General features: G+C 39.7%; 14 protein-coding genes. 10 read left to right on the top strand and 4 right to left on the bottom strand.

What is annotated here, in order from left to right:
- The first annotated feature begins 92 nt into the window (after window positions 1–92).
- The 5 genes from PN450_RS18325 (at window position 93) to proC (ending at window position 5,116) form a co-directional block, all read left to right on the top strand.
- The gene (locus PN450_RS18325) at window positions 93–1,952 is read left to right on the top strand and encodes a TubC N-terminal docking domain-related protein (protein ID WP_271837143.1); all 1,860 of its coding nucleotides are present in this window, start codon (window positions 93–95) and stop codon (window positions 1,950–1,952) included.
- A gap of 394 nt (window positions 1,953–2,346) precedes the next feature.
- Window positions 2,347–2,625, top strand: a complete 279-nt coding sequence (pipX, locus tag PN450_RS18320; protein WP_015078590.1) for a transcriptional coactivator PipX — start codon at window positions 2,347–2,349, stop codon at window positions 2,623–2,625.
- Window positions 2,622–3,290 carry a YggS family pyridoxal phosphate-dependent enzyme gene (locus PN450_RS18315; protein ID WP_148761351.1) on the top strand — a complete coding sequence of 223 codons (669 nt, stop codon included), beginning with the start codon at window positions 2,622–2,624 and terminating at the stop codon, window positions 3,288–3,290. The genes pipX and PN450_RS18315 overlap by 4 nt, the downstream gene beginning before the upstream one ends.
- Window positions 3,291–3,640: 350 nt before the next feature.
- Window positions 3,641–4,243, top strand: coding sequence for a cell division protein SepF (locus PN450_RS18310; protein ID WP_271837142.1), 603 nt, complete (start codon window positions 3,641–3,643; stop codon window positions 4,241–4,243).
- Window positions 4,244–4,300: 57 nt separating this feature from the next.
- The gene (gene proC, locus PN450_RS18305) at window positions 4,301–5,116 is read left to right on the top strand and encodes a pyrroline-5-carboxylate reductase (protein ID WP_271837141.1); all 816 of its coding nucleotides are present in this window, start codon (window positions 4,301–4,303) and stop codon (window positions 5,114–5,116) included.
- Window positions 5,117–5,163: 47 nt separating this feature from the next.
- On the opposite strand, the gene PN450_RS18300 is transcribed toward proC, so the two are convergent.
- The 4 genes from PN450_RS18300 to PN450_RS18285 all read right to left on the bottom strand — a co-directional run bounded on the left by PN450_RS18300 (window position 5,164) and on the right by PN450_RS18285 (window position 7,498).
- Window positions 5,164–5,427, bottom strand: a complete 264-nt coding sequence (locus tag PN450_RS18300; RefSeq protein ID WP_168636614.1) for a type II toxin-antitoxin system RelE family toxin — start codon at window positions 5,425–5,427, stop codon at window positions 5,164–5,166.
- Complete coding sequence (locus PN450_RS18295) at window positions 5,420–5,689, bottom strand: hypothetical protein (protein ID WP_271837140.1); 270 nt, start codon at window positions 5,687–5,689, stop codon at window positions 5,420–5,422. Before PN450_RS18295 ends, PN450_RS18300 begins: the two co-directional genes overlap by 8 nt.
- 122 nt (window positions 5,690–5,811) lie before the next feature.
- Window positions 5,812–6,060, bottom strand: coding sequence for a hypothetical protein (locus tag PN450_RS18290; protein WP_271837139.1), 249 nt, complete (start codon window positions 6,058–6,060; stop codon window positions 5,812–5,814).
- A gap of 208 nt (window positions 6,061–6,268) precedes the next feature.
- On the bottom strand, window positions 6,269–7,498 hold the full coding sequence (locus PN450_RS18285) for a GTPase domain-containing protein (RefSeq protein ID WP_015078599.1): 1,230 nt from the start codon (window positions 7,496–7,498) through the stop codon (window positions 6,269–6,271).
- Between the two features lie 360 nt (window positions 7,499–7,858).
- Between PN450_RS18285 and PN450_RS18280 the strand changes: the two genes are divergently transcribed.
- The 5 genes from PN450_RS18280 to PN450_RS18260 all read left to right on the top strand — a co-directional run bounded on the left by PN450_RS18280 (window position 7,859) and on the right by PN450_RS18260 (window position 12,227).
- Window positions 7,859–8,041 carry a type II toxin-antitoxin system HicA family toxin gene (locus PN450_RS18280; RefSeq protein ID WP_015078600.1) on the top strand — a complete coding sequence of 61 codons (183 nt, stop codon included), beginning with the start codon at window positions 7,859–7,861 and terminating at the stop codon, window positions 8,039–8,041.
- Entirely contained in the window at window positions 8,038–8,265 is a 228-nt protein-coding gene (locus PN450_RS18275; protein ID WP_015078601.1) for a type II toxin-antitoxin system HicB family antitoxin, read from the top strand. Before PN450_RS18280 ends, PN450_RS18275 begins: the two co-directional genes overlap by 4 nt.
- Before the next feature lie 27 nt (window positions 8,266–8,292).
- The gene (locus tag PN450_RS18270; protein WP_271837138.1) at window positions 8,293–8,913 is read left to right on the top strand and encodes a type I restriction endonuclease; all 621 of its coding nucleotides are present in this window, start codon (window positions 8,293–8,295) and stop codon (window positions 8,911–8,913) included.
- A 37-nt stretch (window positions 8,914–8,950) separates the two neighbouring features.
- A complete protein-coding gene (locus PN450_RS18265; protein WP_015078603.1) occupies window positions 8,951–9,385 on the top strand; it encodes a DUF29 domain-containing protein in 435 nt (144 codons plus the stop codon).
- 160 nt (window positions 9,386–9,545) lie between these two features.
- The gene (locus tag PN450_RS18260) at window positions 9,546–12,227 is read left to right on the top strand and encodes a DEAD/DEAH box helicase (protein ID WP_213719398.1); all 2,682 of its coding nucleotides are present in this window, start codon (window positions 9,546–9,548) and stop codon (window positions 12,225–12,227) included.
- The last annotated feature ends 158 nt before the right edge of the window (window positions 12,228–12,385 follow it).

Genomic DNA, 12,385 nt, shown 5'->3' with positions numbered 1-12,385 from the left:
ATTATTGGGACACTTCGCTAGATTAGGATAGCCTAATTCAGCCAGGTGTCCTCTTTTCTAACTTCCTATTTTTAAATACAGGAAATTTTGTTATGAACGCAGCAGAAATTTTAGCAAAACTCACTCAACAAGGTGTCTTATTCTGGTCAGAAAATAGCAAGCTAAATATTCGTTCTCCCAAGGGTGTAATTACTCCAGAAATACAAATAGAAATAGCTACATATAAAGAAGATATTTTAGCATTAATCCAGGAAATGAATGTTACGAATAACTATGCCCATGAACCTTTAACTCAAGGTATTAGTTTACAAACTATTGGTAAATTAATTGGTGGCTTTTCTGGAGAATCACCCACAGGATATCAAGCACCAATTATTAATCCTCAATTCATGGCTGAAAACTTAAAAGTTACTTTTAGACCTTTACCCGATAATTATCATCATCAAGTTATTGTTAGATTTCGCCAACAATTAATTTTCTATCTGCAAAAGCATGGTGTGAAAGTAATTCCCTGGAAAGAAGCCACAACGGAATTAAAACATACCATTAAAATCCCCATTATTAACTGGCAGAAATCTTTAAAAATGCAGAGTGTCAGAGCAGATATTGATGCTGTAATAGACGTAGAAAGACCAAACTCATGGTTAAGAAAATTAGGAATATTTATAGCTGAGGCTTGGTATAAGTTATCTTATACATGGTTGAAAGAAAAACAGCAAATGTCCGTTATAGAAATTGCTAAATTAAGTAGTTGGGCTGAAGATCATGCTGCCAAATATGTCGAAGATCCGACAAATACACAGGTAATAATTCTCACTGATATAGATGCTGAATTTGTTAATCCACTCACACCTTATTCAGAAAAAATTCGCATTGGTATCAATACACTAGTTAAAACCTTTTCAGAAATTGTTATTGGTGTATCTGATGAAAAATTTTCTATTTTGAATATGAATCTTTCTGATTCTAAATTCGCTCCCCATGAAATTGAAAATTTTGCTTTAAAATCACTTATTCCTAAAGTATTTGTCCCCATTACTCCATTATTAATTAGTCGCTTTGAACTAGGAGAATATAATCCTCATCTATCAAACTATGCCGGAAAGCTGGTAAAATTAGGGCAAGAATTAGCATCTACAGGTTTATTTCCCGCCGGATTTAAATTAGATGAAGTTATTAAAAGAAAATCCCATAGAGACATTGTTAATGTCATCGTTAATGGCAGAACAGGAGTATCCTATGGTTTTGTGGCTTATGCTGAACCTCCTCATTATGTCGGCAAGCCAGAAATCACTATTGATGAATGGGAGAATTTATTACCTGTAGCCGGATTTAGTAGTTATGAACTTCGCCAAAATGAACAAGGTAGACGTTTTATTAAACTAAATATCAACGCCGGAAATAGATTTAAGCAAATCCCTGATATTTGGTTAGTTAGTTCTCGTTCTGGGGCAAATAAAACAGACTTAAACATTGATTCTGATATTCTGCGGATTGGTTTACAAGATAAATTACATCTGCAATTACCATTAGGAAGTAATTCAAAAAAAGCAGATATCAAACCTTCCTATGATATCTATGTCATGTTAGCCATTAGTTTAGCTGCGGCTTTATACACACCAGAATTAATTGCCAATGGTGCGCCCATAGTTCACTTTCATGGCTATCCTAGTTTTGATTGGTTTCAAGACAATGAATATTGTGTGGGGATGAATAATCCTTCTGTACCTTGTGGAACTTATGAATCAGGGGTTTTCAATTTTCTAGGAATTGCTGATTTAGGTGATCAAATAATCAATGATGTCAATTTAATTAGCTTAGTAGAACCAGATCATGGCACAAATTTTATTGCCAGTGATTTAGAATATTTAGTAAATAGGTTAAAAGCTGGGTGCGTAACTGGACAAATTGAACTAGGTGGGAAAAATTTTCCTTCTCTTAAGAATCGGTAACAGGGAAGAGGCAGAGGGGGGGGAAATTTCCTTCTTCTTCCTTCCTTTCTTCATTCTGACTCCTGACTCCTGACTCCTGACTCCTACTATATGCCGGCTGGCTAAATGTCCATTTTTGCGCCGTTGGGTGAGAATTGTGGCAGGATAGAAAGAAGCCTGTGCAACATCACAGACTTAAAAGGGTGTTGTTTTGCATCAGAAACCGTCAAGAAGATTGTTAGTTTCGCACTGTCAACGAAAAATTTGGCGGAAGGGATATACTATCCTCTGAATGTTAGTGAATTGCAGAACAAGCTATAGCGGTTGTCAGTTGCATGAAAACATCCAGTTATCATCAAACTTTTCAGCCTGTTCCCCGTTCCCGGCTACATATACTCCCCACCCTGACTAGGAAATGAATCCAGAAAACTCAGAAACTTACATAAATCATCCAACTTGGGGTTTACTCTATAGGATCTGTATGGTTGATGAGAACCAGGATCTGTTTACCACACTCTACGCCCAACGCTTATTTTTTCTGGTAACAACTGAGCTTAAAGCCCTGAAATTTCAGCCAATTGGCCGGACTGAAGCCAGAATGATGCTGGAAAATCGCCTACGGACTTTGCGCCGCAGTGGTAATTCTCAAGAGTACGAGCAACTTCAAGGTGTATTTCAGCGCACATTCCAATGAATAGTTCACTTAGCGATCGCCTTACTCAAATTCGCGCCTCACTCCCATCTACAGTGAGGTTGATTGCTGTTACAAAAAGAGTATCTACCGAATTAATGCGGGAAGCATACACCGCAGGAGTTCGTGATTTTGCCGAAAGTCGCATCCAAGAAGCTGCCAGTAAACAAGCCGAATTGCAAGATCTATCGGATATTACCTGGCACTTAATTGGACATCTGCAAACGAACAAGGCCAGAAAAGCCTTAGAACTATTTCAATGGATTCACTCCGTTGATAACTTGCCGCTGGCACAACGCTTAAATACTCTAGCGCAAGAACTGGGAGTGAATCCGAATGTATGCTTACAAGTCAAAATTCTCCCCGACGCGAATAAATCTGGTTGGATGGTTCCAGAATTATTAGCTGACTTGGCAGCACTCAACCAATGTCAAAATTTACAAATTCAAGGTTTGATGACAATTCCGCCGCAAGGTTTGGCGGCTGGAGAAATTTTAACACTATTTAATAGTACGTATGAATTAGCACAAACCATCAAATCAAAAAATTGGCCAAATATTACAATGCAGCAATTATCAATGGGTATGTCTGGTGATTACCAATTGGCAGTGCAAGCAGGAGCAACAATGGTACGATTAGGTACAATTTTGTTTGGTGAACGAGCGTAGATATAGCTGTAGCCTTGGTTCTAAACACCATGATTGGCAATTGGTTGCGAATTTATTCTGTCAAAAAATACAATAATCTCATAAGTAATGCTTAATTGCAAAGGTGGTCAGACCCCCTTTATTTTTAATGATCATTAGGCTACAATTTTAACTCAATGTTACAGATTCGTTAATGTGCAGGCATTAACATAAGTATCTGTTGATAATTGAGAATTTGTACTAAAGAGTAAAATCAGTAGTACAATTGCTACGTCCAACATCTACTATAGTTACGACTACTGCCTAAAAGGAACTTTAATGTAACTTATAGCCAGGAAAATTAGGGGAATTTTAATCCGGGAGCGTACAACATGAGTAATATATTTTCCAAACTCAGGGACTTTGTTGGTTTGAATGAGCAGGTAGAATACGAATACTACGAAGAAGAGGCGGAAACAGCCAATAATTATCAGAATATCTATCAGCAAGAAAATCCTCAACCAGCGCCACAGGAAGCCACTCCTGCCAATCGGCGTTGGCGGGAAAATCCACCTACCAGTACAGAAGAAGTAGCTGCAACAGTATCCAAACCTATGAGTAACGTTATTGGTATGCCAGGCGCAATTAATGGAATCTCTGAAGTTCTAGTCCTCGAACCTCGCACATTTGAAGAAATGCCCCAAGCGATTCAAGCACTGCGCGAACGCAAATCAGTAGTATTAAACTTGACAATTATGGACCCCGACCAAGCTCAACGTGCAGTTGACTTTGTTGCCGGTGGTACTTATGCCTTAGACGGACATCAAGAACGAATTGGTGAAAGCATCTTCTTGTTTACTCCCAGTTGCGTGCAAGTTAGCACTCAAGGTGGTTTAATACATGAAGTGCCTATCAGCCAAGCTCGTCCCGCTCGTCCCGCAGCGACAGCAGCAACGACCGCTTGGGGAAATGAACCCACTCGGATGGCACAGTAAGGTAAATTAGTCATTAGTTCTGATAATTAATTGACCACTAACTAGTGACTAATCAAAATGAATATAAAATTTGGCTTAATTGGCGGTGGGGTAATGGGAGAAGCTCTATTATCCCGCCTTATTATCAGTGGTATTTATCAAGGCTCAGAAATCATCGTCAGTGAACCCCAGGCTGAACGTCGCGGCTATTTAGAGCAGCAATATGGGGTGGTTGTAACTATGGATAATAGCTTGGTGTTAGGGGCAGCAAAAACAGCGGTGATGTTGGCAATCAAACCCCAAATATTTAGTGCTGTAGCCCAGGAATTAGCAGATATCCTGCCCACAGAACATTCACCCCTGATCATTTCTATCCTCGCGGGTGTAACTTTAAAACAATTGGAAGCAGCCTTTCCCCAAGTTCCCATAATTCGGGCTATGCCTAATACTCCCGCTACAGTAGGCGCAGGGGTAACGGCAATTTCTCTAGGTGCTTACACTCATCCCCATCACCAACAAACAGCACAGCAGATTTTTACCGCTGTGGGGGAAGTCGTCGAAGTCCCGGAAAGCCTCATGGATGCGGTGACAGGATTATCTGGTAGTGGCCCGGCTTATGTGGCATTGATGATCGAAGCTTTAGCTGATGGGGGTGTGGCTGTGGGTTTACCAAGAGCGATCGCTCAACAACTAGCTGTACAAACGGTATTAGGAACAGCTACACTGTTACAAGAAACAAAAATCCACCCAGCGGAACTCAAGGATAGAGTTACCAGTCCTGGTGGTACAACCATTGCCGGTGTCAGCGCCTTGGAAAAAGCCGGTTTTCGTTCCGCTGTTATTGAAGCCGTCAAAGCCTCAAAAGAACGCGCTCAGGAATTGGGGAAAGGGTAAGAGGTGAGGTTGTTGATCCCATCTACCAGTAAAATCACAGATCACATTTACTGTTCATATACTTCGCTGCGATGAGCGATAGCCACAACAAATACCTGCACAACTTCATCTTCTATTGAATAGATTACTCTGTAGTCGCCGATTCGGTAGCGATAGTACCCGGCATAATCTCCCTTGAGGGCTTTGATGTTGGGATGCGACTGGGGGGTTTGCTCTAGCTGCTGTAAACATCGGGCAATTTTCTTTGCTAGGGCTTTATCAGCATTAATATAAACCTTTTGGGCATCGGGATGGAGAATAACTTCATACATCAGAGCGAAGAGTTCTCCAGTTTGTGTAATGGGTTTTAGAAGTTGTTTGATTTTGCTTAACTCGTTCTAGCAATCCAGGAATTGCTAAAAGTTCTTGGGTTGCGGCTTCGCTTTCAGCATTTGCTAAGTAAGCTGCAAAATCAGCAAGGACTTGTAATCGCTCTGGTGATAGTTGCTTGAGTAATTCATTAAGCTGATTCTGTAACTCTGTCACCGATACTAAAATCTCTGATGATCTATCTGAACCTGGGGAATTATCCATAGTATTCATTTACTTGCTTCCACTTTCTGAAATTGCTAAATTAGCTGTTGGGAAATTTTGTAGTTATTCAATCTATTGATCACATTTATTGATATCAAACTTATAAGGAAAAAGTGTGATCACTAATAATCTTCCTTTTTGCGGTCAATAATATCAATTATCAAAAAACCCTGATCTGTTTCTTTAAATAGTAGCCGTACTGTGGGATCTACTTTGACTACCCACGTATCTGTATCCTCAAGTTTATCAGACTTTAATCGCTGTGATTTATCAACATCTAGCTGCTTTATTACTTTAGAAACCCTATTTTTCTGACTTGATGGCATGGTTTCATAAGCCATCAAAGCTTTTTCTCTAAATTGCACAGTCATATTTATATCTCCATAAACTAGCAGCAGGGGAAGAAATCAAAGGTTTACCCCTATATCATAGCCTTATTTAATCCGCTTCATTAACGTACCCTAAAATATAGTGCGATAGCGAAACGCTCCGTAGGAATCGCTATCCTCAATTTCATTAAATTGGTCTGGGAGAGCGATCGCACTTTTTAAATCTGGGCAAATCCAAGACGTTATTTAACTACAAATTGCCAGACTCTAATTTTTTCTTGATTTGATCGAGATAGGCTTTTCCATCACGAATATTAGGATATCCTGATTTAATCCATTGAATTAAAGCCTCACCAAGCACAAGCACCCTTTTTTGAGATTCATTCCATTCTTGAATAGTGCCGTATACGGTAACTGCCAAAGATACACCAAATGTGAAAGGAGCTAATGCAATACCTATGACACCCCATAATGCCTCAATTTTTGCTGCGCTCCATACACCCTCCCAAAACACCTTGCTAATAGATTCAGCATTTTGCATTTTTTCTGCTGGAACACCCATAATCTCACAAATTATCAGATTCATCTCATGTAATTTTGCTGGGAAAAAAGTAACAGAAGAAAAAGGAATGAGTGCTGATGCTGCATTGCCTTCTGCATATTCAGTCACTATTCTTCTGGCTACTTGCTCTCGTACTTGCAAAATATTACTCTCAATATTAGTTAAAGCCTGTTTAGCTGGATCAATCACTTTAATTAAGGTGCTACTGTAATCAGCGTGATTATATAACCAGTTCATCAAGTCTTTTGGAGGTGGCTGTCTCTTGTAAGATTCAGAATCAGCATCAAAAAGAGATGCAGAACCAAAAACAATATCAGTTTCAATATTGTTTACAAAAGGTTTCATCTTGGATTTTATAACTTCAAGAATTCGTTCTTTGTCAGCACGGGGTTGGTTTTGAAATTTATCATACTTATTAAAAAAGACGACGGTAGGAAGTCCAGGCATAATTTTGGTTGCCCATCTAAACAACTCAAGTTCTGGTTCATAGGGCTGATCATCTATTACAAGTATCTTTACGTGCGCTCGACGAATATTTTCTTTGGCTTCTTCATCATCAGCCAAGTTGTGCATAATACCGGGTGTATCATGGATTTCCCACTTATCAAGTTTTATTGAACCATTAGCTTTTATGGCTGTACCTTGAATAACATCAGTTTTGTAAACATCAGCTTTTAAGAGAGCATTTGATAAAGAGGATTTACCTGCGTTTACTTTACCCATTACTACTATCCTGATATGTTGCTCTTGAAGTGCTTCCAGAATTGCGTCGAGAGTATTAAACTCATCGATAATCTGTTCTTTTTCACTTTGACTTATATCCAAATTTACTAATTGAGTTTGAAGAGGCTTTAGTTTTCCATGAATATCTTCTCGTATTGATTTCAAAGATTCCAAACGATTAGCTTGTAATGTCATAGTTTTTCCCTTTCCTTAAAGATTTGAATGTTGATTGATTGGGTTTCGATTACATACCCATCATACCTACACTATATCGCACTACTATAGTATTTTTCTGTTTTTATACATAATTTTTTTATATAACGTCTGTATCCAGGTATTAGACAGAGTTTTTCTGTAGTAAGCTGTATTAACACTGTCCCATCTGGGTTTTTGCTCTCAACGTAGCAAATCACTAATCAAGTTACAGCAAATTGTCATCAAACCCGGAACAAGAACCCCACCCCCAACCCCCTCCCCGCAAGCGATGAGGGGGCTAAGATGTACCTTATATGATTGGAAATCGCTGTATGATAGTAAATAGTCTGCTTGTAAATTATGAAGGTTAAAGAAGTTCTAAAAATTCTGGAAGCAGATGGTTGGTATATAGATCGTACCAGAGGTAGTCATCGTATCCTCAAACATCCAAGCAAATCAGGTATTGTAGTTGTACCCGGAAAGCCAAGTGATGATATTCCAGTCGGTACACTCTCATCAATTTGGAAGCAAGCAAAATTATGAACGAAAAAATGATTGAGTACACAGTCATCTACGAACGTGGCCAGACAAACTGGGGCGCTTATGTTCCCGACTTACCTGGTTGTGTCAGCATTGGCGATACTTTAGCAGAAGTACAGGAAAATATTAAAGAAGCGATCGCATTATACCTAGAAGTATTGAAAGAAGATGGACAACCCATACCCGAACCATCTACAGAAGTTGGTAAAGTTGCAGTGACAATATAATCACAGCTACCGGGATATAAATCCACCATGCAAACACTAGCCGTTACTGAAACTATCACCACCATCGCTGAAGCAGAAAAACGACTTGGTTTGAGTCGCAGCAAATCTCAGGATTTTTTTACAGAATGGCATGATCAATTACCTGAAATTAATCCCAATGACCGCACTAACCTAGAAATTCTCTGGAAACGTTATCTTTATCATCGTTCAGGTGGACATTTATTGGAAAGTACAGTAATGCTATTACTCGTTTCTCCATTACTTACCGTTGCCGGTTTATATGATCCACCTTTTCGCATCAAAGCAGAAGAATCTGTACAAATAACAATAGCTGATAGCGAAGAAACTCTCCAGGGTCGAATAGATTTACTGGTATTGCAAGATCAACTATGGGTAATTGTTTTAGAATCAAAAAAAACCATGTTATCAGTGTGGTCAGCATTGCCACAAACCCTGGCTTACTTAATGGCTAGTCCCAACACTAATCTACCTAACTTTGGAATGTTAACCAATGGCGATGATATTGTATTTGTCAAACTAGAAAATAAACACTATGCCATATCACGAGTATTTGCCCCATTGTCTACCCAAAGCGAATTAGAATCTGCCTGTCGAGTTTTGTGCAAAATTGCCGAAATAGTAAAATGATAAAAAAGTGTAAAATTAGGGAAAGAGGAAAAATACTATGCTAACCCAAACAGATTACGCTCTCTGGATTGAAGAGACAATTAATCTATTGAAAGAGCAAAATTATCATAGTGTTGACTGGGAAGACTTAATTGAGGAGATTGAAAGTTTGGGAAGGAGTCAAAAGCGAGAATTGCGAAATCGGCTCATCACAATGTTAGAACATTGTCTTAAACTTTGTTATTCAGACTACGTTCAAGACTATCGTGGTTGGACAGAAACAATTAAGCGTAGTCAGCGAGAATTGAAAGGCTTATTGGAAGACTCTCCCAGCTTAAGACCGTATTGGGATGAAATATTTATAGAATGTTATATCAGCGCATTAACGACTCTGCGAGAGAACTCTGATTATCAATCTTTTTCTTTTCCTGATGATTGTCCTTTTCCTCAAGAAATAGATCAAATTTTGCAACAAACTTCTTGGCGGAAGTAGTCAGTGTAATTACCTATCGAGTTCTCCGCAAAATTGCCGAAATAGTAAAGTAATTAAAAAAAGCTCAGTCATACCTTCACAACTTGCGCTTTTCATGTCAACGTAGGAAACCACTAATCACGTTATGATAGTGGATAGTCTGCTTGTAAATTATGATTGAGTGAATTATTCTGCCTTCGCTAATGAAATTGACATTGAGTCAATATTCCCCTTTGAATTAGATCAATTCCAGAAAGAAGCGATCGCTTCCCTCAATGCTGACCGTTCAGTAGTCGTCTGTGCGCCCACAGGCTCAGGAAAGACCCTCATCGGGGAATATGCTATCTATCGTGCCTTATCTCGCGGGAAACGGGTATTTTACACCACTCCCTTAAAGGCATTATCTAATCAAAAACTTCGAGACTTCCGCGAAAAATTTGGCTTTGATCAAGTTGGACTCCTCACCGGAGACGCTTCCATTCACAGGGATGCACCAATTTTAGTCATGACCACAGAAATTTTCCGCAATATGCTCTATGGTACACCCATAGGTCAAATCGGCATCTCCTTAACCGACGTTGAGGCTGTGGTGCTAGATGAGTGCCACTACATGAACGATCGCCAACGCGGTACAGTGTGGGAAGAATCCATCATCTACTGTCCCCGCAGCGTCCAACTTGTAGCCCTTTCCGCTACCGTTGCCAACAGTGATCAACTTACCAGTTGGTTAAATCATGTTCATGGGCCAACAGACCTGATTTACTCCGATTTTCGCCCCGTTCCCCTAGAATTTAACTTTTGTAATCCCAAAGGATTATTTCCGTTATTAAATGAAACCAATACCAAAATTAATCCCCGCTTAGTCAAAAAGGCTAAAAAAGGATATTGGGAAAAAGGCAAAGCTGGTAGACCAGAACCGCCCGGTATTATTTATACCCTCAGCCAACTGCAAGAACGGGATATGCTCCCTGCGATTTACTTTATTTTCAGTCGTCGGGGCTGTGATAAGGCTGTCGAAGAAGTTGGTGATTTATGGTTAGTTAATAATGATGAGTCCCAAATCCTGCGGCAACAAATTGATGAATTTTTACGCAAAAATCCTGATGCTGGTAGGGCTGGACAAGTTGCCCCACTGTATCGAGGCATAGCTGCCCATCATGCCGGGATTTTACCAGCCTGGAAAGGATTCGTCGAAGAACTGTTTCAACAGGGATTAATTAAAGTTGTATTCGCTACGGAAACCTTAGCAGCGGGAATTAATATGCCCGCCCGGACAACAGTAATTTCTACTTTGTCTAAGCGGACTGATAATGGACATCGCTTACTCAATGCTTCGGAATTCCTGCAAATGGCAGGTCGCGCTGGTCGTCGGGGCATGGATCTCCAAGGCTATGTAGTGACATTACAAACTCCTTTTGAAGGAGCTAAAGAAGCGTCTTATTTAGCTACATCTAAGGCTGATCCCCTAGTTAGTCAGTTTACACCCAGTTACGGCATGGTATTGAACCTGCTGCAAACTCACACCATAGAAAAAGCCAGAGAACTGATAGAACGGAGTTTTGGACAATATATGTCCAACTTGCATTTGCAACCAGATTTTGAAGAACTGGCGCAAGTTCAAGGCGAATTATCGCAAATTCAGTCACAATTGGCAGCTATTGATGAAAATGAATTGATGCAATATGAAAAATTGCGTCAACGGCTGAAAGTAGAACGGCAAATTTTCAAAACCTTGCAAGAACAAGCACAGGAAGATAGACAGGCACAACTGGCAATGATGCTAGATTTTGCCATATCTGGAACTATGTTGAGTCTCAACGACAGAAACGCCATGTCACCCCTACCGATAACAGTAGTGTTGGTTGACAAAGCCGTGAGTGTGGGTGAAACATCTTACTTTGTCTGCTTAGGGCAAAATAACCGTTGGTATGTGGCAACTTCAGCAGACATATTAGATATGTATGCGGAAATACCACGGGTAGAAGTTCCAGCGGAGCTAATACCACCTTCAGAATTGAGCTTGAAACGAGGACAATCAATCCGTGGTGATGAAAGCACGATAGCGATCGCTCAGAGTATACCCAATCCTGAAGAATTTAATCATCTACCGACAGAGGTACAGGAGCAACTCAGTCGCTTAACTGCGGTTCAAGAACAGTTAGAAACCCATCCCATTTATAAATCGGGGAATATTGCCAAAATATTTAAAAATAGAGCGCGTTGTGTGGAACTAGAAGCAGAACTTGAACATTTACAAGAGCAAGTATCATTACAATCCCAACGATATTGGGAAGAGTTTCTCTGTTTAATTGAAATCTTGCAATCCTTTGAATGTTTAGATAATTTAGTCCCCACAAAATTAGGACAAATTGCTGCGGCTATTCGCGGTGAAAATGAATTATGGTTAGGTTTAGTTCTGTCCAGTGGAGAGTTAGATAATATTGGTCCCCATAACTTAGCAGCAGTAATAGCCGCTTTGGTGACTGAAAGCCCCCGTCCAGATACAAAAGTTGACTTTAATCTATCTCCAGAAGCGGACGCAGCTTGGTTAACATTGCAACCCATTCGTCGTTCTGTATTAAAGGTGCAGTATCGTCATGGGGTAGCCTTACCGGTGGGTTTGGAAACTCGTTTTATCAGCTTAATCTCTTTGGTGGAACAGTGGGCATTAGGGGTAGAGTGGAAAGTATTATGTGAAAAAACCACTTTAGATGAAGGAGACGTAGTGCGAATTTTACGCCGCACTCTGGATTTATTATCTCAGATTCCTCATGTTCCTAATTTACCAGATATGTTGCGGCGAAATGCTCAACGGGCGATGCAGTTAATTGATAGATTCCCTGTGAATGAAGCAATGGAGTAATCAGTTAAAAAATCTCTAATTTACAGACCATATTTAAATAAAACCATTGTGGGACGGGCATCTTGCCTGTCCGAGTTGTGTAATTTGAATATGCTATTGCTGACAATCATAAATTTAAGTAGTTATTCTTAATCTGTTGAAAAATCATTAACGCTGTT

Origin of the sequence: Dolichospermum lemmermannii CS-548 (assembly GCF_028330815.1) — a bacterium.
In the GTDB taxonomy this organism is placed as follows: domain Bacteria; phylum Cyanobacteriota; class Cyanobacteriia; order Cyanobacteriales; family Nostocaceae; genus Dolichospermum; species Dolichospermum lemmermannii.
Note: the sequence above shows the minus strand (reverse complement) of the source record. Positions and strands in the feature narration are given on the sequence as shown.